Raw genomic sequence first — 22,434 nt, 5'->3', positions numbered from 1 at the left:
TCTTATTTAGTTGGCCTTACCTTTCATCTTATATACATATGCTAGCACCTCTGCGACAGCCTGGAACATGTCTGCTGGAATGGCTTCGCCAATTTCTACTTGTGCATACAAGGTCCGTGCCAAAGGTTTATTTTCTATAGTCACAATACGGTTTTCCTTGGCTATTTGTTTGATTTTCAATGCAATATATTCAGTTCCCTTGGCTATAACGGTTGGAGCCTGCATATTGTTGGAATCATATTTTAACGCTACGGCAAAATGGGTAGGGTTTGTAATTACAACATCGGCCTTAGGAACCTCTTGCATCATCCGCTGCATAGCCATTCTCCGCTGCTTTTCACGAATTTTCCCTTTAATCAAGGGATCGCCTTCCGATTTTTTATACTCGTCTTTAATATCCTGCTTGGACATCTTAATACTTTTTTCAAACTCGTATTTCTGATACATGTAATCAAAAAGAGCCAAAACAATTAATATCAAGCCAATTTTCAATCCTAATTTCAATGTAACTGAAGCCATAAATACGAAAATATTTTCCAAGGGCAGTCGAGCTAGTTCCATTAAGGAACTTTTTTCAGCCCAAAGCGTATCATATACGACGTAGCCAATAATCGACATCTTCAGCACAGATTTCACAAAATCTACCAAGGTGCGTGCCGAAAATATTTTCTTCGCTCCCTCGATCGGGTTTAGCTTGCTAAATTTCATCTTAAGCGGATCTCCGGTAAACATGACCCCAATTTGTAGGTAATTGCTAAATATAGCTGTAACCATAGCTACCATGAGTACAGGAACAATGATCATGATACTTTGCATAAACAACTGTTGAAAAAGTAGATTCACATTGGCCGTAGTAATGTCCATCAACAAGTAATCGTAAAAGATAGAACGGAACACCAGCGTTAACTGGTTTTTCATGTAACCGCCAAATATGTAAAAGGAAAGAAAACAAAAAAATAAAATGAATGCAGCGGGTAGTTCCATACTTTTGGCTACTTGACCCTTTTCCCTTGATTCCTGCCGTTTCTTAGGGCTAGCCGGTTCTGTTTTTTCTTGGGAAAACATCTGCAAATCTAGCTGCATTCTTAAAGAAACCACTTCAATTCCTCCCGGTTAACCAGTAAACATGCCGATAAATTTTTGCATATAGTCAAACATGGATACAAAGGATCCCTTAAAAATGGATTCATAAGCGGGAAACAACAATATTAAAAGCAAGAACCCGATTAACATCTTGAGCGGCGCACCGATAACGAGAATATTGAATTGTGGAGCTACTCTAGCCAGCAATCCAAGACCGACATCGGTCAAAAACAATGCAGCAATAAGTGGTGCCGCCATTTGAAAACTGAGAGCAAATACAGTCGAAAATGACTTAATGACAAACTCGGTAATTTGTCCATTATATATTTTGGTGAACAGCTCATTGGATAATGGAATCCATTCATAGCTCTCCATAATGGCTTTTAACAATAGGTGATGCCCATTTAAGGATAAGAAAAGCAGCATTGCGATCATATACTTTAAATTGCCGAGAATTGGACTAGAAGCACCTGTCAAAGGGTCAAATACATTCGCAATACCAAAACCAATTTGAATATCGACAAACGAACCTGCAATCTGCACGACTGTAAAAAACAAATAGGCAATGAAGCCAAGAAAAATGCCTACCAATATTTCTCTGATGATGGAAAGGAAATATAGTGAATCAAATGTAGCCAGGGTTGAAGATCCTACAACGCTGAAAGCCATTAACGTAACAAAAAAAGCAAGCCCAATTTTAAAGTGTGCCGGTACATTTTTGGCTGAAAACACAGGAACGACAACAAAAAACGATGAAATCCGACAAAAAAAGAGCAAAAAGCTAGGAAAATATTGTTGTATCCATTCCATACCTTCACTACCTAGCCCACAAATTTATAAAGGTTATTCAAAATGTTATAAGTGAAATCTATCAATGTAGTCAAAATCCATGGTCCAAATATTAAAAAAGCTAATAATACGGCAACTATTTTAGGAACAAAAGCCAACGTCTGCTCTTGGATTTGTGTTGTTGCCTGAAAGATACTAATGGCCAACCCCACTACCAATGCAAGAACCAGCATGGGGGCACTGGCCTTCAAGACCGTGTATACAGCCTCACCGGCCAAGCGAATAACAAACTCCGAGCCCAAGGTTTATTCTCCTCCTGCATGGTCATCAATTCTCATTATGTGTTGAAGCTAAGTAACAATGATCTTACTACCAGATACCAACCATCCACTAAAATAAACAGCAATATTTTAAATGGAAGTGATATCATGACGGGCGGTAGCATCATCATCCCCATTGCCATCAAGGTGCTGGCTACGACCATATCAATAACCAAAAAAGGAATGAAAATCATAAAACCCATCTGAAAAGCCGTTTTTAATTCACTAATCGCATATGCGGGTACCAAAGCAGTCAACGGTGTATCTTCAACTCCACTTGGTGGCTGAGCCTTGGAATAATCAAGAAACAGCTTCAGATCCTTTTGTCTTGTGTGTTGAAACATGAACTTTTTCATGGTGACCGATGCCTTGTCCAAAGCATCTGTTTGATTCATGCTTCCTTTCAGATAAGGCTGCAGCGCTTGTTCATTCAAATCGCCAAGCGTCGGTGCCATAATAAAAAAGGTCATGAACAGTGCTAATCCAATCAGAACCTGGTTAGGAGGCATTTGTTGTGTCCCAAGAGCTGTCCTTACAAAGCCGAGAACAATAATAATTCTCGTGAAACTAGTCATCAATACCAGAATAGCTGGAGCGATACTCAGGATCGTGATTAATATAATAATATTGACAGTATTGGATGCTCCAGCTGCAGAGCTTGAAGATCCAAAATCAATATTAATGCCCGGGATAGGATTAGCCGCATAGACATGGGATGTTGACAACATGATCATTGCGAGCAAAGATACTACAGTGTAGATCATAGCCTTCCATTTCATTGTTTATCATTCAACCGATCTTTATTTTTGTCATCCATCAGTAGATCCTCCACCATTTTCTTTCGGTCTGATAAATGGTGCATTTTATTATGAAATATTTGCTGAAAAGAAGCTGTTACCTCTTCGTCTGACTCCTCAATGATACTTTGCTTTTTTCTCAGCTTGGAAAGCCAGCCTGTGAAAGTTTCAAAGCTTGCTGCGGTTTTGGCATTCGAAGAATTTAACATATCCGATATATAGGAAACTTCATCCTCATCTTCAATTTTTTCCAGCAGCTGCACATTTTCCCCAACTCCTACTATGTAGAGAGAACGACCAATTTCCACGACTTGAATCGATTTGTTGGGACCCAGTGGTACGCCTCCTAAGGAGCGCATGGAGCGACCAAATAAAAATTTATTTTTCTGGGAAAGAAACTTAATAATAATAAAAAATAATCCGATAATAAGAATAAGAAAGAAGATAACTTTTATAATCATCCATATGGTTTCTGAAGTACTAACTCCCGAGTAATTTAAATCCGATATCCCCTTCGTTGGTTGATCAGGGGAGGTACCGGTTTCCCCAAAACAAATCTTAGAGAAACCGGCGATTTGAATACTTCCAATAGCAATAAGAGAAGACAATTTGGTAAAGAGTCTTTTCAAGTTTCACATTCCTTTCGGTCTATGCCAGACTCCCCTTGAATCTATTATCCCAAAGTTTTCTTAATAGCCTCAATAACTCGGTCAGCTTGAAACGGCTTAACGATAAAGTCTTTCGCACCCGCTTGAATTGCATCAATAACCATAGCTTGCTGACCCATCGCAGAGCACATAATAACTTTGGCTGAAGCATCGATTTTTTTGATTTCCTTCAGCGCAGCAATACCGTCCATTTCTGGCATTGTAATATCCATTGTGATCAGATCGGGACGCACTTCTTTGAATTTCTCAATCGCTTGAGCTCCATCGTTAGCTTCTCCACAGACTTCATAACCATTTTTAGTCAAGATATCCCGAATCATCATTCTCATAAAAGCTGCATCATCTACAATTAATATTCTATTTGCCATGTGTAAACAATCCTCCCAAGTTTAATTAATACTGTAGTTTTTGAATGCGATCCCACTGATTAACAATGTCTGTAACGCGTACACCAAAGTTCTCGTCAATAACGACAACCTCACCCTTCGCAATCAACTTATTGTTAACCAGAATATCAACAGGCTCACCTGCAAGCTTGTCTAATTCAATAATTGAACCTTGAGATAATTCAAGGATGTCTTTAATTACTTTCTGAGTTCTACCTAACTCTACCGTTACCTTCAAAGGTATATCCAATAACAAATTCAGATTCGTATCCTCTGGAGGTGTTAATTGGTGTGGTGCAAAGTTTGAAAATTGTGCAGGTTGAACATTAACATCACGACCTAGTCCATTCCCATATGCAGCAGGTGGTTGCTGATACATCGGTTGCTGCGGTGGATACATGGGCTGCTGATACATCGGCTGTTGTGGCGGATACATCGGCTGCTCATACATGGGCTGCTGCTGCATAGGCGGTTGCTGATACATCGGCTGAGCGTAAGGGTCTGGTTGTCCCATTGGCGGAGCTATAGGTTGTTGTGGCTGCTGAGCAGCTGGAGCAGGGGTTGGTGCTGGTGCTGACGCCTCTTGCGAGTCCTCCCCACCTCCCATAAGAATAGATACCATATCCTTCGCAAATGACACAGGTAAAAGCTGCATGAGTGTAGAATCAATTAAATCTCCAATGATGATGCGAAAAGAGATTTTAATGAATACTTCTTCTGGAGGAAGCGACGCCCCTCCTTCACCATCCGACAAGTTTAATATATCAATTCCTGGCGGAGATATATTTACGAATCGATTAAAAATCGTCGACATGGATGTTGCAGAGGAACCCATCATCTGGTTCATAGCCTCTTGAACTGCACTAATATGAATCTCAGACAATTCTTCAGCGTAGGCCGTTCCATCCCCACCCATCATTAAATCAGCAATAACTTGTGCATCGCGAGTTTTGATGACTAACAGATTAATGCCATGAAATCCATCAACATAATTAACATGGACCGCAACGTGAGGCAGAGGGAATTCTTTTACTAATTCATCCTTTGCAACTGCTGAAACTTTCGGTGTAGTGATGTCTACTTTCTTTCCTAATAAAGTGGATAAAGCTGTTGCCGCGCTTCCAAAGGTAATGTTTCCAATTTCGCCAAGTGCATCTTGTTCCAAAGAAGTTAAATAATTATCAACATGAACATCAACACTTGAGCTCTCCGAGCTGTCACCTGAAGATTGTCTCAACAAAGCATCAATTTCTTCTTGAGACAAATAATCCCTATTATTCGTCATTGTCTTCTGCTCCTTCACTAACAATCTCGCTTATTTGCATAGCCAGTTTTCCCTTGATGCTGCCGGGACTGCCCAAAAACTTCAGTTTTTCTCCGATTCTGATGTTTAGCAGCTCATCAACCGGTTTGTTCAGCGTTATTACATCGCCAGCACTTAAGTTCAAGAATTCCCTGATCGATATTTGAGTTTCACCTAACTCAGCAATAATGGGAAGCTTAGCTTTATGTAAGCGAGATTGTAAAGCCATAACTTCTTCAGGTGCTATCGTTTTTTTCTGAGAAACAAACCAATGATGCACGGATAAACGCGGCATAATGGGTTCGATGACGACATGAGGAATACAAAGGTTAATCATTCCTGTGGTGTCACCGATTTTGGTGCTTAGAGAGATTAATGCAATCGTTTCATTCGGAGACACGATTTGCATAAATTGTGGATTTGTTTCCAACGCCTCAAGACGAGGAGACAAATCGATAACACTTTTCCAAGCTTCTTGAAGGCTTTCAAAACATCTGCTAAAAATACGTTCCATCACAATAGTTTCAATTTCGGTTAAAGCATTTATTTTTGATGGCGATGTCCCAGCACCCCCAAGCAGTCGATCCAGCATTGCAAACGCTACATTAGGATGTACTTCAAGAACCATACGGCCCTCCAAAGGCTCGGCTTCAAAAATATTGAGAATTGTCATTTTAGGAATAGAACGAATAAACTCATCATACGGCAATTGTTCGACTTGTACCACATTTATTTGCACAAAAGTTCTTAATTGTGCTGAAAAGTATGTCGTTAGGTAACGGGCGAAGTTTTCATGGATTCTGGTTAAGCTTCGTATATGATCCTTGGAAAACCGAACAGCTCTTTTAAAGTCGTATGCTCGTACTTTTTTCTGCGTTTCTTCCTTCTTGAGTTCTTCAGCATCCATCTCACCAGATGAAAGAGCTGCCAGCAGAGCATCGATCTCATTCTGCGAAAGTACATCTACCATTTAACGTCACCTCCTTCGTACGACTTTATATAAGAAAATCATTATTGAAGCACATTATCCGTGATCCAAATTTGTTTGATCTTCCCGAGGGTTAGTAATGGGTTCATTTTATTCATAAGGGTCGAAGTCAGATTATCCAAGCCTTTGCTGCCTTGTACCTGCTCCGGAGTCATATCGGAGAGAGTTTGTACAATAATAGCTTTCATTTTAAAATCAAGCTTTTCAAATTCGTCCTTCGCCTTCGCATTTTCCAATTCAATGGCAAAACTTGCTTTAATAAATCGATTATTGGTTGCAAGATTTGTCAAAATATCTTTTAGGATAACTGTATTGGCTTTCGTTTCTTCCGGTGTCGCTTTTTTAGCCTGTTTAACTTCTTTGGCTGAGCTTTGCGCTAACTCCTGTGGATCCTGATTACCTTTGTCCATATAATTCCATAAAACAAATGCTGCTGTTAATATCAAGGTTATAGCAATGAGTATAGCAACTACCATCAAAAACATTTTGCTTTTAAACAACTAAGACCCCTCCGAATCGATACTCTTTATTGTTCCAGCAATTGACCCTATCGTTTGCATATATTGGGTCACAAGCTGGACCACATCCGTCATTGGCTCCAAAACAGTAATTTTTTTACCAGTTATTAAAGTAATGATAGTGTCGGGTGTTTCTTCAATACTTTCGATCAGTAATGCGTTCACTAAAAGCTGTCTCCCATTTAAGCGGGTAAGTCTGATCATTGTCAGCCTCCGATTTAAAAATTTAGGGGGAGATCAACTCCCCCTTACCTTAAGTTGTGTTAATGTTTCAAGTTAACAACTTCCTGCAAGATTTCATCGGATGTCGTAATGATACGGGCATTAGATTGAAAACCACGTTGAGCAACGATCATTTCAGTAAACTCTGCCGTCAAATCGACATTGGACATTTCTAATTGACCCGAAACAATCGCCCCAGTACCTCTCGCAGCATCATTAGCAAGTCCAAGGAAATCGGATATTGGCGTTCCTGAATCATTGGAGTTTGGTGATTGACGATACAAATTCCCGCCAATTTTTTCAAGTCCAGCCGGATTTGGAACTTTAACTACACCGATAAAAACACCTGTATTGGCTGTAGCCCCAGTATCATCTACGGTTATAAGCTCACCCGCGTTGGATATCGAAAAAGCCGTTACGTTACCGATTGTATCCAAATCTATGATCGCACCGCCGCTATCCGTTACGTACATACCATCTACAGTAACCAATTGATTGTTAGCATCAAACGTGAAATTCCCAGCTCGGGTTAGATAGGGCTGCTCTTGATCCGGTGTGGCTTTAATGGCAAAGAATCCATCTCCATCTATACGAAGATCGGTTGGAACGTTAGTTGTCATCGCACTGCCAGGTGTGTGAATCGTATCAACCGCACTGATAGAAACACCTAGTCCGATTTGTTTAGCATTGACACCACCCTTTGTTCCATCTATAGAAGGTGTCACTCCCGCCACAGTCTGACTCAGAATATCTTTGAACATTACGCGCCCGCCTTTAAAGCCGACCGTATTTACATTCGCAATATTATTTCCGATAACATCCAGCTTTGTTTGAAAACCTCTCATACCGGAAACGCCTGAATATAGTGATCTTAGCATTAATAAATTGCCTCCCTATGGGTAATTGCCTTATTGTGCTGGTTGCTTCGGTCATTCCACAACCATGGGCTTCCTTTATGGTCCAGCCCCGTTATTACGATATGATGACCGCACTATCAATCTTGGTAAACAAGTTGTCTTTCATAGATGCTTCATCCATAGCAGTCACTACGGTACGATTTTTTATGTTTACAATTAATGCAGTATCATTGATTAACATCAATGAATCCTTTGCTCCTTTTAATGCTGCCTTGTCGATAGCCGCATCAATTTTCGCTAAATGCTCCGGCTGAAATTCAATACCTCTTTGACGTAATCTCTCTTCGGCATGATGACTAAATTTGACGAGCTTAGTCTGCAAAACATCCTGGAATGAGCTTTCCTTACTCTGAACAGCCAGGTCGTTACGCTTGAGCTGAGATGCTCGAATACTGCCAGGATATAACTGACCGACAGATATGGGTTGGTTCATTCCTTGACCGCCTCCGGCACCGGATTCGAAATTCTCAAGATTGAATCCAGATTGACTTGCTCATCTTTTATCAGAGCATATTGAGAACCCTCTTTCATAATGATGGATTCTACAACACCAGTTCCTATTTTCGGCTCTTCATTGGTCTTGGTGCTTGGAATGGACCATTGAACTTCTTTGCCGATCAGAGAAGAAGCTATACCCAATGATTGCCTCATAAGCTTTAATTCCGAGGTCATGTTGCTCAACTGCTCAACAGAGGTAAATTGGGCCATTTGCGCAATAAATTCTTTGTCTTTTAAAGGATCCGTAGGATCTTGATTTTTCAATTGAGTCATCAGAATCTTTAAAAATTCATCTTTCCCCAATTGACCCTTTGTTGCCGTATCTTTTCCCGCTTTATCCACATTACTTTTAGCATAATAAGGATAAATATTTTTCGTGCTTACTGGTGAATCTGCCATATTATCACCTCCCGATTATGGTTGTTTCTACTAGGCGGTAATATCGATAGAAGTACTGCCTGATCCATTGGCTGTAGGACTTGCATTCAATTGGCTTTGTACAGCTTCATCATCTACAACGGTAATAGTATCGATGTTATTTCCCTTTTGCTGTTTAGCGGATTGTTGAGATTGCTGCTGTCGTTGTTGTTCCTGAAACATTCCGGATTGAAAAGCCTGATTCTGGGATACTTCCAGTTTTTCGACTTGAATGCCTTGACTTTGCAGCGTTGTTCTCAGCTGAGATAGCTGACTTTCGAGCATTTCTTTACCTAAGGAGCTATCTGCCATAAACTGTGCAATAAGCTGACCATTGTGCATAGTCAATCTTACGTCAACCTGACCCAAATTCTGAGGGTACAAAGAAAGCTTGGCTTCTGTAAAACCATCCTGCTTCGTTTCCAGTGTAAAGGATTTAACGACTAATTGTGTCATTTCTTCTACAAAATTAGGCGCCTGCATTAAAATCACAGGTGGCTTGGTAACGGCTTGTGTATTTTGTACATGCTTCAAAAACTCATGCATCGGTATAGCCGGAGATTCATCGGAAGAATCATTTGGCAGATCAACCAAAGGTTCAAATAGCGGACTTTCTGATCCATTGCTGTCCACAATTAATTTCGGCTGCACAGATTTAGCTGCTAAAAACTCAAGCTTGGAATTAGCTGTTGGCACTATAACCGGAATGGCGTCTTCCACTTTGTTGCCTTTATGCGAGCTAGTACGAACACTAGCTGCAAGATTTCCAATGACACGTGCAGCAGGTTTTTCGTTAACTACAGCAGCTACGGTGTCAGTGCTCACTGCTTGCTCTGTCATGATAGTAGAATTGACTTGGGCTGCAACCGGTTGTTGAACCAGCGAAGCCATGAGCTTTTGCAGGTCATTCAAAGCTGTTTGTATAGCCTTCTCAACCTGTGGTGATGCTGATTTTTCACCATTTGCTTGTAGTAATTGGTTAAAGCTCTCCAACAGCTTAAAAGCTTCTTCCTTGACAATTACTTTGTTGGAATCCCCGGGTCTCGAACCTGAGGCTTCAGTTGTAACATTGCTCGCGTGGATTGGAACAAACAATAGCGGATTAAGCTCATTGTCAGCTAATGAATTATTTGCTGCATTATCAATTACCTCGGACGTTCCAGAATTGTCATCTCCCGAAACTACTGGCTGCGATTGAGTCTGATCTGTAGTTGCTAGTGGCTGTAACAGCAGTATCGCTTGAAGACCTGCTAACCATGATTGAACATCCGGGTTATCTAAAAGAGCTGTTACATCCTCCGAATCAGATCCCAATAGTTTAATTAAAGCGTCTAATTGCTGGGAGGAGCCTTTAACCTCTTCATTACTTAGTGCGGATTCGTTGTTTGCAGCTCCTAATAATTGGACCAATACATTCAGACCTGTTAATGCAGCCTGATTGGATAATGCATTCCCAGCTGGCGCTGAACTTGTGAGTAATCCATTTAATGTTGACGAAAAACCTCCCGTGGCTTGTCCATTTGATGAATTGGAAGCACCGGTACCTAAACTGCCACTGGTTGTAGAAGCAGTAGTAGATGAACTACCTGATGAAGTAACCGGAATTTGGGTTTGTGCCTGAATTTCCATTTTTTTCACCTCCCTTCATATGATTTATTGAATCAGACGAGCAGATATGAGTGCAGCCACTTCTTTAGATTGTTCGGATATTGCTGTAATAATTTTCGACCTCCCTGCGCTTTCCATTGAACTTAGAATAGAAATCACCTTGTCCGGATTTGCATTTTGCATTTCCATCAAAACAATAGCTGCACTTTTTGGAGTCATATTGGAAAACGTTGCTCCCAAATCATCTTTAGTCAGCTTTTGGGTAGCTTTAGGGTCAGGAATAGTGACCTGCTTAAGACGTTCCTGCAATGCGGCAATTTGTTTGTCCTTGGCCGTTGATTGGTCCTTTAACAATATAGAAGCTTCAGCAGCTTTCTTTGGATCCATTTTCTCAAGGATCTTGACCTTGTCATCTGTTTTCATCGAACTCAGGACAAGTACCATCTCAGGGATCGTCAAGTTTTCCATGATAGGTGCGGATTTTGAAGGAGACATCTTGGCATACATCGTTGCAAGCTGTTGAATTTGTGCTGAATATTCTTCATCTGAAAGAGCTTTGGCTTTGGTTTGCTCCTCCAAAGAGCTATTTTTCGATTGCAGTTCTTTAATCGTTTGATCACGTTGAACAACAGCAGCATCACTTTTTTTCAATTCCTGATCTTTTTGATCTAATTGCGCACTTAAAGCCTGAACATTTTCTTCGGCCGTTGGTGGTGAAGCTGCCTGTCCAGTTGATGCCTTCTTATCTGCAGGCTTGCCATCAGTAGCTTTGGATTTAGGTTCAGGTACAATACTGCTAATTACCGGTATATTCTTTGCCGTTCGAAGTACGTTGTTCATGACATCATAATCGAAAATGGTAAGTAAAACGCCAAGCAGAACAGCAGTGAATACAAACGGTATCAGAAACCAAATTAAAAACCGTTCCATTCCCCCATACGAGGAGCTTCCTTCCACATCAACATTTGCCATCATCATCGCCTCCCGTCTTCTGCTGTTCTATGACAATCTCCTGAATCGGTTCGTTGCCATCTCGTCTAGCTGCTCTTGTTCTTTTTTCAGCACAGTGGCTGCAAAGCTTTGATGTGCCTTATCCTTGGCTTTACTCCAAATTTTCTCTTCAAGTACTTTACCTGCCAATACATCCTGCTTGGTCACCACGACTCGTTTGGCACGCTCCAGATCGTTGTTTTTCATCACAATCTGATTACTGACTGTGTCAACAAAATGCTGCAGCAGCATAATTTCCGAAATTGTCGTTTTGCCTACAGAAGTCGAATGCAGCTGCTCTTGCAGTCCATCTTTTTCCGAACAGAGCACAGACATCGAGAATTCCTCCTCACGCACTTTGCCGATTGCTTCAGACAACATCCATTCCGCTTGTGTCTTTTCATTTGCTTTTAAATCAACAATTTTTTGAAAAGCATATTTAAAGCGTCTCATTTAATCTCATCCTTTATGAAATTGTTGGATTAAGCTTTCCTGAGCTTCACTGAAGGTTAGCTTCTCACTGACTTTTTGCTTAGTGAAATCCCAAATCGATTGAATATATTGCAGAGAAAGATCAATATCCGGATTCGAACCTTTTTGGTACGCCCCTATATTAATGAGATCTTCCGAATCCTTATATATGGACATCAATCGTTTCAAATTTTCTGCTGCAGACATATGCTCAGAAGTTACAATTTCCTTCATTACCCGACTGACGCTGGACAATACATCAATAGCTGGATAGTGACCACGGTTGGCAATTGAACGATCCAAAACAATATGTCCATCTAAAATACCACGTACAGCATCTGCAATGGGCTCATTCATATCGTCCCCATCAACGAGAACGGTATAAAATGCTGTAATCGAACCTTTGGGTCCGGTACCGGAGCGTTCTAATAACTTGGGCAGCATGGCGAATACAGAAGGTGTATATCCTCTTGTAGCAGGCGGCTCACCAACAGCAAGACCTACCTCACGCTGAGCCATCGCAAACCTTGTCACTGAATCCATCATCATCATGACATTCAGGCCGCGATCTCTGAAATATTCGGCAATACTGGTTGCAATTAATGCTCCTTTAATACGAATCAGAGCGGGCTGATCGGAAGTTGCCACAATGACTACGGACCGAGCAAGTCCCTCTGCTCCTAAATCCCGTTCGATAAAATCCAATACTTCACGCCCACGCTCACCTATAAGCGCAATCACATTGACATCAGCAGAAGTATTTCTGGCAATCATACCCATCAATGTACTTTTTCCGACACCAGAACCAGCGAAAATCCCTACACGCTGACCTTTACCTATCGTTAGCAAGCCATCAATACAGCGGACACCTACACTGATAGGATCCAATACCCTTGGTCTTTTCAACGGATTACCAGGTATATTGTTAGTTGAATACTGTGTCATTCTGGAAGGAAGAAAGGTCCCATCCAAAGGCTGACCAAGACCATCCAAAACTTTTCCCAGCAATTCATGTCCCACCTGTACGGTAAGCGGCTTTCCTGTTCCAACAACATCGCAGCCAGGACCTATGGATGTTAGCTCACCCAACGGCATAAGCAGAACCCTGTTGTTCTTAAAGCCAACAACCTCAGCTTTTAACGGTTTATTTGATTTAAAAGGATAAATATAACAAACATCACCAATGCTTGCATCCGGACCTTCTGATTCAACAGTTAATCCAATAACCTGAGTTACTTTTCCATTAACCCGAATCGGGTCCAGTTGTCTTAAGTGTTCAATATATTTGGATGCATTCGGTACTTGGATCATCTACGACCCCTCGCTTCGTACTGCAAGATGTTGTAGAGCATTTTTAATTTCTTTTAGCTGCGTATCAATTCTCGCATCAATACTTCCAAACGTTGATCTGACGACACAACCATGGTCATGTACAGAAGGATCGGGGATAATTTGCAATTCCGCTTGTGAATCAATATGTAGCAGAAGCTCTTCACGTGCATCCTGAATATAAGGAAATTGTGAAGGCGATATGCAAAGGGTTATAATTCCTTTTTCTCTCCTTCGGGCAAGAACAGTTTTAATTAGGTCAGTCACCCATTCGGATTCTACTGTAAGCTGTCTGGAAACAATCTTCTCTGCTATGGAACAACTCATCTCGATCAGAAAGGGCTCTGCTTCTTGTATGATTTGCTGTTTGAGCAAATACGATTGCTCCAATATGGTGGATGACTCCTGCAGCATCTCATTGTACTGATTACGAAGCTCTAATTCTGCCTGTGCGGCTCCTTCTTCAAAGCCTTTTTGATAGCCTTCTTCCTTCAACTGTGTTTGCAACTCAGCGTCATGCTGCCTCTGTTCATTCCACCACAGTTCAATTTCAGCTTGTGCCTGCTGCCTTATAGCTGCTGCTTCATCCATCGCAGCTCTTACCTGCTCTTCGGCAAAAGCTTCTGCATCCTGAAGAATTTGCTCCTTAATTTGAGAAGCTGTTGCTAGCTCTTCTAATTCTTCTTGGGAAAGCTCTTCCTCTTCATTTGATGTTTCATCAAACAGCTTCGGCTGAGCAGCAATTTCCACAATTTTCTTCTCTTCCAACGATACATATTGGGAAATCTTGATGACATTAGACAATAATATCATCTCCTCCACCACGTGCAATGATAATTTCTCCGGATTCTTCTAAACGACGTATGGTAGCCACAATACGTGTCTGCGCTTCCTCTACATCGCGCAATCGAACGGGTCCCATAAACTCCATCTCTTCCCGGAATGTTTCGGACATCCGTTTGGACATATTTTTGAAAATAGCCTCTCGTACTTCCTCACTTGCTACTTTAAGTGCCAGCTGTAGATCCGCATTTTCAATATCGCGTATGATGCGTTGGATAGAACGATTATCCACATTAACAATATCTTCAAACACAAACATTCTTTTCTTGATCTCTTCAGCCAACTCTGGATCCTGAATTTCGAGAGAGTCTAAGATCGTCCTCTCTGTTCCTCGGTCAACACCGTTCAAAATCTGAACGATGGCAGATATCCCGCCGGCATTTGTATAATCTTGAGTTACGGTAGCAGATAGCTTTTGCTCCAACACCCGTTCAACCTGACTAATAACTTCAGGTGAAGTGCTGTCCATCAGAGCAATACGTTTAGCCACATCTGCTTGCTTGTCCTGAGGAAGCGATGAAAGAATAATGGAAGATTGCTCAGGCTGCAAGTAAGCCAATACCAGAGCAATCGTTTGAGAATTCTCATTCTGAATGAAATTCAAAATTTGAGCAGGGTCGGCTTTTCTGGCAAAGTCAAAAGGCCTTACTTGCAAGGTCGCCGTCAAACGATTGATAATATCAAGCGCCTTCTGCGATCCCAGTGCCTTCTCAAGTATTTCTTTGGCGTACGAGATACCGCCTTGAGAAATAAATTCCTGAGCTAGACAAATCTGATGAAACTCGGACAATATCGATTCTTTTTCTATATTGTCTACTTTTCTAACATTGGCAATTTCCAATGTTAGCTGCTCGATCTCTTCATCTCGAAGATGCTTGAAAATTTGAGCAGAAACCTCCGGTCCCAGGCTTATCAACAGAATAGCTGCTTTTTGACGACCTGATAACCCTTGTTGCTGAACTTTAGCCAAAAAAGCACACCCCTATTCGTCTACTAACCATGTACGAAGCAAATTAACAAATTCTTCCGGCTTTCTTTTGGCCAGGGTCTCGAGTTGCTTACGCACTTGATTATCATTAGTCACATTATCAATATCAATGGTCGGGAATTCCACCTTAGCTGGCTCAAGTGCCAATTCCTCTTCAGCTTCACGCTTCAATCTCCGACGTCTTACAAGCAAGTACCCGCCTAATACTAACAAAGCAAGCGCAAGTCCGCCTAGACCACCATACAACAGCATAGCATTGGAACTAACAGCAGTTGCATTAGGTCTTGCAAAATTATGTGCAAATACAGTTACCTTTTTAGTCAAATCGTCGTCAGTCAGTGTTTGCTTGTTATCAGCAAGTGCCGCTCTTACCACGTTTACCAATATGCGTTGTACAGCATCTTTGGTTTCCTGAGTTAATGAATTAGGATCTTCAGGATTAGGTGGTTCAATTCCTACATTTATGGTTAAATCTTTAACAATGTAGGGAGTTGCAACGATATCATTCGTGATCCGGTTAACTTCATAATTGACTGTCTTTTGAAGCTCCTCGGATTTGGCTGTACCACCATTGTTACTGCCAGGATAACCTGGTACATCAGATTGCCCCGTACCTGGAACGCCAGCAGCAGCCGAACTTCCATCACTGTTATAATTTTTTTGAATTTCTTGAACTGATATTTCCAAACCTTTTTGATCCACCACATTGGGTGCAGTCACAAGCTGCTGCTTCGTATTGGTTTGATCAAAATTCATGGTAGAAAACACCTGAACAATCACTTTATCTTTTCCAAGCAGGGTAGCCAGCATTTGTTGAACATTCTTTTGAATATCATTTTTGAATTGATTATTGATTTCAAAATTTTGCGTCGCCATGCTGGTGTTAGTGATTTTCCCCTTGCCTTTGGAATACTCCAGCAGTTCCCCGTTTTGATCGGAAATCGTAATGTTCTCAACTGGCAATCCCTTGATACTATGAGATACGAGATTGTACATCGTGTCAACTTTCGCCTGGTCCAGACTGTACCCAGGCTTCAAATTTAGAACAACCGAAGCCGTCGCTTTTTCCTTTTCGGCTCCTTTGGGTAGAAACACGGTCTCTTCTGGTAAGCTGATCAACACTTTGGAGCTGCTCACTGCGCTGTTCGAATTGATAAGCTGCTGAAGCTCTCCTTGTATTGCATTCACATACTTAACATTAAATTCCTTGTCCGTTGTCCCAAATGTGCTGTTTTGATTAAAAACCCCGTATCCGATATTTCCGCTTTTATTGATACCCTGCGATTCAACAGCCAATTTCACATTGGCAACCTCGCTTCGCGGAACACCAATACTTTTCCCATCTTCGCTGAGTTGGTAGGGAATTTTCGCCCCATCCAAATAAGTCTTTATTGCAGCAGCATCAGTAGCTTGTAAATCCGTGTAAGCCAGGGCGTACTCTGTTTTTGAAAAGTTATAGCTAATAATTCCAATCGTTAGTAAAACCAGAACAACTGTTGAAACAAAAGTGATTTTCTGTGTTTTACTAAATTGATTCCAGTATTGGGTTATCTTGTTCCAAAACTGGGTTAGATTCTCATTCACTCTTCCACCCCATCTAAAGACTCAAGCTAAGATTCAAAGTGCTTTTATACTTGCATCCTCATGACTTCCTGATATGCATCAATCACTTTGTTACGTAATTGTACCGTCAGCTCTAATCCAAGGGATGCCTTCTCCGAAGCGATTATCAACTGATGTACATCAGAGATCTCTCCTTTGGCAAATTTATCATTTAACTGATCGACCTGCTGCTGCTGAGTATTGAGCTTGGTAATTGCATCCGATAAAAAGCTTCCAAACTGATCGGTCACTTCCGACGCACTCAAGCCTTTAGCAGCAGATTGAGGAATGATGGCTTGTAAAGGCTGGAGCCCCATTTTTTCTACCATGGTGAAGTCCCCTTTCTATTAAAATAATTGTTATCTGCCTATCTCCAACGCTTTTGCGATCAATGATTTGGATGCATTGAGTGCAGTTACGTTGGCCTCATAAGAACGGGAAGCAGAAATCATATCTACCATTTCCTTAAGCACGTCAACATTGGGCATCATTAAAAATCCGTTCTCGTCTGCGTCGGGATGCGTTGGGTTGTAAACTTGCTTAAAGGGAGAAGTATCCTCAATAATTTGTGTCACTTTAACCCCTTCTCCAGCGGCATTGGTTTGTGCATTTTGGAGAGCTTGCTCAAACGAAGGTTTCTTTGGCTCAATAGTAACCAGCTTCCTTTGATAAGGTACCCATTTTCCGTTGACTAGTTTAGCTCTCGTTGAGTCAGCATTGGCAATGTTAGAAGATATAACATCCATTCGGAAACGTTGCGCCGTTAATGCAGAGGAGCTAATATCAAACCCGTTCGTAAGCTTCATTGGTTACCCTCTCCCTTGAATTGCCGTTCTTGCCTTTTTAATATCATTGCTGATCTGTTGAACCATCACATTATACCGAAGTTGGTTCTTAGCCATTAAAGACATCTCCGAATCAATATCCACATTGTTTAAATTGTTATTGATCGTCGATTGCTTGTCTTTGACAATCTGTGCTTCTACTCTGGCAGGTCGCCCGATGTAAAAATGTTTAGGATCCGTTCTGTACCCTTCAAAAGAAGACACATTCAATTCCTGCTGCAGTAGCTCTTCAAAACGAACCTCTGATTTTTTGAAATAGGGAGTATCTGCATTAGCCACATTATCTGCGATGACACGCTGGCGTAAAGTTGCAGCATCCAAAGATCGTTCCATTTGATTAAAGCCGGCTTTATTAAGAATATCCATGTTTGTTCCTACCTTTTTTCGGTAATGTTAAATTGTACTATTCAACAAGTCTAATACATATTCCTCCTTTTCTCGACATATTAATCGAAATAAAATATAACAAATTTCGTTGATAATCATAGTAAAAGAGACCTATAACTATATTGATGATATTTGGGAATTATTACAATGAGAAAAAAGCCCTATATTTTATATATAGGGCTTATAACCTGTAATTTAACTATAACTTTATACTTTGCAATCCGGTCATAAGTTGATCATTAAGAACACGAATATAGGTGCCTTTCATACCTAAGGATCTTGTCTCAATTACCCCGGCACTTTCGAGCTTTCTCATCGCATTAACAATCACAGATCTTGTAATTCCGACACGATCCGCTATTTTACTTGCGACAAGCAGCCCCTCACTTCCTTCCAGCTGTTCGAAAATATGTTCGACTGCTTCCAGTTCACTGAACGATAAGGAACCAACAGCGACCTGTACAACCGCTTTACTTCGAGTTTCTACCTCTATCTGCTCAGCTTTTTCGTGCAGAATTTCCATTGCCACTACAGTTGATCCATATTCAGCCAATATAAGGTCGTCATCGATAAAGGCATGATTCCAGCGAGTCAAAATCAAGGTGCCTAATCTTTCGCCGCCCCCAATGACAGGTACAATGGTAATGAAGATGTTAGCCTCTTCCCCGAAAACATGATATTCACTATCCGCACCCATATTTGACGATGTTTCGTTGATTTTGAGCAGCAATTGATTGTATTCGTCCGGAAATCGGTTCTCACTTCCAAGGGTTGCGGACAATATTTCATCCTGAACATCCGTATCAAATGCTCTGCCGAGCACTTTCCCCTTACGACTAACTACATATATATTGGCATGCAGAATGTCACTCAGCACACTAGCCATATTCAGAAAACTGACCGGGTTCCCCGCTTCTTTTTGCAGTAATCTGTTCAAAGTTCGTGTTTTTTCTAATAATGTCATGAAACTGCCTCCCAGTGCGTCCAACGGTTATAATAAGGGTTATAAAATGTATTGGCTTAAATCTCGGTTTTGGACAATATCCGAGAGCTTCTCTCTTACATATTCAGGAGTAATGAGAATTTGTTCAAGAGTGATCTCCGGAGCTTCGAAGGACAGATCCTCCAGTAATTTTTCGAGTATCGTGTGTAAACGTCTGGCTCCGATATTGTCTGTGTTTTGATTAACCTCTGCAGCAATACGAGCAATTTCTTCAATTGCAGCATCAGAAAAATTGACATGGATGCCTTCAGTTTCCAAAAGAGCCGTATACTGCTTTGTTAATGAATACTGCGGTTCTTTTAAAATGAGTATAAAGTCCTGCTCGGTTAAACTGCTTAATTCCACCCGAATTGGAAATCTTCCTTGAAGTTCAGGAATTAAATCGGACGGTTTGGCAATATGAAAAGCACCTGCAGCAATAAAGAGAATATAATCGGTTTGAACCGGTCCATATTTAGTCATCACTGTCGAGCCTTCAACGATAGGCAATATATCTCTCTGCACACCTTCCCGTGAAACATCAGGACCGCTGCCGCGGCCGGAGCTGCAGATCTTATCGATTTCATCTATGAATATAATCCCAAGCTGTTCGACACGCAGAATCGCTTCCTGTATGACCTCATCCATTTCCAGCAGCTTTTGGGCTTCTTCCTGAGTCAATACTTTTCGGGCTTCCTTGATAGTCAGCTTACGCTTTTTCATTTTCTTGGGCATCAAGCTTCCAAACATTTCCTGCATATTCATTCCGGACTGCTCGTTACCCTGACCCGATAACATATCCAGCATATTGGGTGCACTATCTTCCACTTCAATCTCTATCGTCTTATCCTCAAGAAGACCTTTCAGCAGTTGCTCCTTTAGCTCCTGCTTACGGGAAATCAGATTATAGTCTTCCTCTTGTTCCTGTGGCTCTGAGCTTCCGGCATTGCCAAATAACATTTCCAAAGGATTCCTTTGTGTTTTCTGCTTATTGGCTCCTGGTATTAAAATAGAAACAATCCGATCATTTGCCAGCTGTTCCGCTTTATCTTTTAATTTTTCCGTGCGCTCTGCTTTGACAATGCGAATCGAAGTCTCAACCAAATCTCTGACCATCGCTTCGACATCACGTCCAACATAGCCAACCTCTGTAAATTTGGTCGCTTCGACTTTAACAAAGGGAGCATTGACCAATTTGGCTAAACGTCTGGCGATCTCTGTTTTACCGACTCCTGTAGGTCCAATCATTAAAATGTTTTTAGGCACGATTTCGTTCTTTATGGATTCATCGAGCAAGCTTCGACGATACCGATTACGAAGAGCGACGGCAACCGATTTTTTGGCATTTTTTTGACCTATAATGTACTGGTCTAACTTGGCGACCACCTCTCTGGGGGTCAAAGCTGTATGCTTCAAGAGAATACCTCCCTCATCCTATTCGATTTCTTCCACTATAATGTTGTGATTGGTAAACACACATATCTCAGCAGCCATGGTTAGAGCAGCCTGCGCAATTTCCTTAGCACTCATTTGCGGAGCATAACGATGAAGCGCACGTCCAGCCGCTAGCGCAAAAGAGCCACCTGATCCAATTGCCAAAATCCCGTCATCAGGCTCAATAATTTCACCATTACCTGAGATCAAAAGAACATAGTTGGCGTCCATTACGATCATCATCGCTTCCAGCCTGCGCAGCACACGATCAGACCGCCATTCCTTGGCAAGCTCAACAGCAGCCCGTTGCAGATTGCCTTGATGCTCCTCAAGCTTGGCTTCGAACTTTTCAAACAAAGTAATCGCATCCGCAACACTTCCTGCAAAACCTGCTACCACTTTGCCACGGTACAGTCTTCTCACTTTTTTTGCTGAATTCTTCATGACCATGCTGTTGCCAAAAGTTACTTGCCCATCGCCGGCAATCGCACCTTTACCTTGATGCTTAATAGCAAAAATCGTTGTTGCATGAAAGGTTTGCTCCATCCAAAACCTACCTCCAAAAAGTAAACTTTATACCGGGATCATACAATAGAAAAACCTCGATCGAGTCGCACAAATCAGGCAGCCGCGATAAGAGGTTAATGTATTCACAATATTATCTTATTTATTTAAGCCCAAAACTTATATTATCATAGTAACGCTTTTCGTTTCAAGTTAAATTGTATTCGTTTTGTGAAAAATTCTGAATTTTCTCAATAGCACGTTGAGCTATTTTTTCATTTTTGAGCTTTTTACTTTTAAATCGCTCACCCAAAGGTGGTAAAAGTCCGAAGTTGGCATTCATCGGTTGAAAATGATTGAAATCAGCAGTCGTAATATAATTAGCCATGCTGCCCAGTGTCGTATCCAGCGGTAATACCACACATTCTTTACCCTTTGCAAAACGTCCTGCATTTATTCCTGCTATTAATCCGGAGGCCGCAGATTCGACATAACCTTCAACACCGGTCATCTGACCCGCAAAAAACAAATTGTCCCTGTTGACGAACTGATAAGTCGGCTTCAGCAACTTGGGAGAATTAATAAATGTATTGCGATGCATGACACCGTAACGGACAAACTCGGCATTTTCCAATCCGGGAATTAATGAGAATACCCGTTTTTGCTCTCCCCATTTTAAGTGAGTTTGAAAACCTACCATATTATATAGGGTTCCTGCAGCATTATCTTGACGCAATTGAACGACAGCATAGGGAAGCTCATTCGTATGCGGATTGATCAAACCTACCGGCTTCATAGGGCCAAATAATGCCGTTTGCTTGCCTCTTTGTGACATGACCTCTATGGGCATACAGCCTTCAAAATAAATCTCTTTTTCAAAATCTTTGATCGGCGCTACCTCAGCTGACACAAGAGCATCATGAAACTCATTAAATTCTTCTTCAGTCATCGGACAGTTCAGATAAGCAGCTTCCCCTTTATCGTAACGCGAAGCCAGATATACCTTGCTCATGTCGATGGAATCCTTCTCGATGATAGGAGCAGCAGCATCATAAAAATATAAATACTCTTCCCCCATTAGCTGCTGCAAATGTGCAGAAAGTGCAGGTGATGTTAGCGGACCCGTTGCCACCACCGTTATCCCCTCAGGCAGCGATTCCAGCTCCGCATTCCGCACCTCAATCAACGGATGATTGCGCAGCATGGAGGTTACTTCTCCTGAGAAACCGTCACGATCCACTGCCAGCGCCCCGCCAGCAGGAACCGCATGTTTGTCAGCACAACGAAGAATCAACGAATTAAGGTGACGCATTTCTTCCTTTAATACACCAACAGCGTTAGCAAGTCCATTCGCACGAAGCGAATTGCTGCACACCAATTCAGCAAACTGATCTGAAATATGCGCAGGTGTTTTCTTCACAGGACGCATTTCGTATAAAATAACAGGGACACCTTGATTAGCAATTTGCCATGCAGCTTCACTACCAGCCAAGCCAGCCCCGATTACGGTAACACTTGGTAATTCTGACACCATCATATCCTCCT

At 41.5% G+C, this 22,434-nt stretch carries 27 protein-coding genes; all 27 read right to left on the bottom strand.

The annotated features are described in order from the left end of the window. Positions 1 to 6 precede the first annotated feature (6 nt). Positions 7 to 1,083: a flagellar biosynthesis protein FlhB gene (flhB, locus tag OB236_RS24680; protein ID WP_076233010.1), complete on the bottom strand. Its 1,077-nt coding sequence runs from the start codon at positions 1,081 to 1,083 to the stop codon at positions 7 to 9. A 30-nt stretch (positions 1,084 to 1,113) separates the two neighbouring features. Further along, the gene (gene fliR / locus OB236_RS24675) at positions 1,114 to 1,893 is read right to left on the bottom strand and encodes a flagellar biosynthetic protein FliR (RefSeq protein WP_262686327.1); all 780 of its coding nucleotides are present in this window, start codon (positions 1,891 to 1,893) and stop codon (positions 1,114 to 1,116) included. Positions 1,894 to 1,904: 11 nt separating this feature from the next. Beyond that, a complete protein-coding gene (gene fliQ, locus OB236_RS24670) occupies positions 1,905 to 2,174 on the bottom strand; it encodes a flagellar biosynthesis protein FliQ (protein WP_076232777.1) in 270 nt (89 codons plus the stop codon). A 35-nt stretch (positions 2,175 to 2,209) separates the two neighbouring features. Beyond that, the gene (gene fliP / locus OB236_RS24665) at positions 2,210 to 2,956 is read right to left on the bottom strand and encodes a flagellar type III secretion system pore protein FliP (protein WP_372237359.1); all 747 of its coding nucleotides are present in this window, start codon (positions 2,954 to 2,956) and stop codon (positions 2,210 to 2,212) included. An 11-nt stretch (positions 2,957 to 2,967) separates the two neighbouring features. Next, positions 2,968 to 3,618 (bottom strand): flagellar biosynthetic protein FliO, encoded by a 651-nt coding sequence (locus tag OB236_RS24660; protein ID WP_262686326.1) that lies wholly within the window; start codon positions 3,616 to 3,618, stop codon positions 2,968 to 2,970. A 44-nt stretch (positions 3,619 to 3,662) separates the two neighbouring features. Continuing rightward, positions 3,663 to 4,025, bottom strand: coding sequence for a response regulator (locus OB236_RS24655; protein ID WP_076232770.1), 363 nt, complete (start codon positions 4,023 to 4,025; stop codon positions 3,663 to 3,665). A 25-nt stretch (positions 4,026 to 4,050) separates the two neighbouring features. Beyond that, a complete protein-coding gene (fliY, locus tag OB236_RS24650) occupies positions 4,051 to 5,328 on the bottom strand; it encodes a flagellar motor switch phosphatase FliY (protein ID WP_076232767.1) in 1,278 nt (425 codons plus the stop codon). Further along, positions 5,318 to 6,316 carry a flagellar motor switch protein FliM gene (fliM, locus tag OB236_RS24645; RefSeq protein ID WP_076232765.1) on the bottom strand — a complete coding sequence of 333 codons (999 nt, stop codon included), beginning with the start codon at positions 6,314 to 6,316 and terminating at the stop codon, positions 5,318 to 5,320. The genes fliY and fliM overlap by 11 nt, the downstream gene beginning before the upstream one ends. Positions 6,317 to 6,357: 41 nt before the next feature. Further along, the gene (locus OB236_RS24640) at positions 6,358 to 6,834 is read right to left on the bottom strand and encodes a flagellar basal body-associated FliL family protein (protein ID WP_076232763.1); all 477 of its coding nucleotides are present in this window, start codon (positions 6,832 to 6,834) and stop codon (positions 6,358 to 6,360) included. Continuing rightward, on the bottom strand, positions 6,835 to 7,056 hold the full coding sequence (locus OB236_RS24635) for a flagellar FlbD family protein (protein WP_076232760.1): 222 nt from the start codon (positions 7,054 to 7,056) through the stop codon (positions 6,835 to 6,837). It lies immediately after the preceding gene. Positions 7,057 to 7,115: 59 nt separating this feature from the next. Continuing rightward, positions 7,116 to 7,952 (bottom strand): flagellar hook-basal body complex protein, encoded by an 837-nt coding sequence (locus OB236_RS24630; RefSeq protein ID WP_076232758.1) that lies wholly within the window; start codon positions 7,950 to 7,952, stop codon positions 7,116 to 7,118. 94 nt (positions 7,953 to 8,046) lie between these two features. Beyond that, complete coding sequence (locus OB236_RS24625) at positions 8,047 to 8,424, bottom strand: TIGR02530 family flagellar biosynthesis protein (RefSeq protein ID WP_076232756.1); 378 nt, start codon at positions 8,422 to 8,424, stop codon at positions 8,047 to 8,049. Beyond that, positions 8,421 to 8,888 carry a flagellar hook capping FlgD N-terminal domain-containing protein gene (locus OB236_RS24620; protein WP_262686325.1) on the bottom strand — a complete coding sequence of 156 codons (468 nt, stop codon included), beginning with the start codon at positions 8,886 to 8,888 and terminating at the stop codon, positions 8,421 to 8,423. Before OB236_RS24620 ends, OB236_RS24625 begins: the two co-directional genes overlap by 4 nt. 30 nt (positions 8,889 to 8,918) lie before the next feature. After that, entirely contained in the window at positions 8,919 to 10,535 is a 1,617-nt protein-coding gene (locus tag OB236_RS24615) for a flagellar hook-length control protein FliK (RefSeq protein ID WP_262686324.1), read from the bottom strand. A 24-nt stretch (positions 10,536 to 10,559) separates the two neighbouring features. Then, on the bottom strand, positions 10,560 to 11,444 hold the full coding sequence (locus tag OB236_RS24610; RefSeq protein ID WP_262686323.1) for a MotE family protein: 885 nt from the start codon (positions 11,442 to 11,444) through the stop codon (positions 10,560 to 10,562). A 69-nt stretch (positions 11,445 to 11,513) separates the two neighbouring features. Further along, complete coding sequence (gene fliJ, locus OB236_RS24605; protein WP_262686322.1) at positions 11,514 to 11,957, bottom strand: flagellar export protein FliJ; 444 nt, start codon at positions 11,955 to 11,957, stop codon at positions 11,514 to 11,516. Positions 11,958 to 11,963: 6 nt separating this feature from the next. Beyond that, positions 11,964 to 13,286, bottom strand: a complete 1,323-nt coding sequence (gene fliI, locus OB236_RS24600; RefSeq protein WP_262686321.1) for a flagellar protein export ATPase FliI — start codon at positions 13,284 to 13,286, stop codon at positions 11,964 to 11,966. After that, complete coding sequence (locus tag OB236_RS24595; RefSeq protein ID WP_076232742.1) at positions 13,287 to 14,108, bottom strand: FliH/SctL family protein; 822 nt, start codon at positions 14,106 to 14,108, stop codon at positions 13,287 to 13,289. It lies immediately after the preceding gene. Then, positions 14,101 to 15,117: a flagellar motor switch protein FliG gene (gene fliG, locus OB236_RS24590; protein ID WP_076232739.1), complete on the bottom strand. Its 1,017-nt coding sequence runs from the start codon at positions 15,115 to 15,117 to the stop codon at positions 14,101 to 14,103. The genes OB236_RS24595 and fliG overlap by 8 nt, the downstream gene beginning before the upstream one ends. A gap of 12 nt (positions 15,118 to 15,129) precedes the next feature. Continuing rightward, positions 15,130 to 16,719, bottom strand: coding sequence for a flagellar basal-body MS-ring/collar protein FliF (fliF, locus tag OB236_RS24585; RefSeq protein WP_262686320.1), 1,590 nt, complete (start codon positions 16,717 to 16,719; stop codon positions 15,130 to 15,132). 44 nt (positions 16,720 to 16,763) lie between these two features. Next, positions 16,764 to 17,066: a flagellar hook-basal body complex protein FliE gene (gene fliE / locus OB236_RS24580; protein ID WP_076232734.1), complete on the bottom strand. Its 303-nt coding sequence runs from the start codon at positions 17,064 to 17,066 to the stop codon at positions 16,764 to 16,766. A gap of 30 nt (positions 17,067 to 17,096) precedes the next feature. Further along, on the bottom strand, positions 17,097 to 17,543 hold the full coding sequence (gene flgC, locus OB236_RS24575) for a flagellar basal body rod protein FlgC (RefSeq protein WP_076232732.1): 447 nt from the start codon (positions 17,541 to 17,543) through the stop codon (positions 17,097 to 17,099). A 3-nt stretch (positions 17,544 to 17,546) separates the two neighbouring features. Next, positions 17,547 to 17,948: a flagellar basal body rod protein FlgB gene (gene flgB / locus OB236_RS24570; RefSeq protein ID WP_076232729.1), complete on the bottom strand. Its 402-nt coding sequence runs from the start codon at positions 17,946 to 17,948 to the stop codon at positions 17,547 to 17,549. 220 nt (positions 17,949 to 18,168) lie between these two features. After that, on the bottom strand, positions 18,169 to 18,933 hold the full coding sequence (gene codY, locus OB236_RS24565) for a GTP-sensing pleiotropic transcriptional regulator CodY (RefSeq protein WP_262686319.1): 765 nt from the start codon (positions 18,931 to 18,933) through the stop codon (positions 18,169 to 18,171). A gap of 39 nt (positions 18,934 to 18,972) precedes the next feature. Next, the gene (gene hslU / locus OB236_RS24560) at positions 18,973 to 20,367 is read right to left on the bottom strand and encodes an ATP-dependent protease ATPase subunit HslU (protein ID WP_262686318.1); all 1,395 of its coding nucleotides are present in this window, start codon (positions 20,365 to 20,367) and stop codon (positions 18,973 to 18,975) included. Positions 20,368 to 20,385: 18 nt separating this feature from the next. Beyond that, positions 20,386 to 20,931, bottom strand: coding sequence for an ATP-dependent protease subunit HslV (gene hslV, locus OB236_RS24555; RefSeq protein ID WP_262686317.1), 546 nt, complete (start codon positions 20,929 to 20,931; stop codon positions 20,386 to 20,388). 166 nt (positions 20,932 to 21,097) lie between these two features. Beyond that, positions 21,098 to 22,420, bottom strand: a complete 1,323-nt coding sequence (trmFO, locus tag OB236_RS24550) for an FADH(2)-oxidizing methylenetetrahydrofolate--tRNA-(uracil(54)-C(5))-methyltransferase TrmFO (RefSeq protein WP_262686316.1) — start codon at positions 22,418 to 22,420, stop codon at positions 21,098 to 21,100. Positions 22,421 to 22,434: the final 14 nt, after the last annotated feature.

The organism is Paenibacillus baimaensis, assembly GCF_025567575.1.
This window is presented reverse-complemented; position numbering and strand designations above follow the sequence as displayed.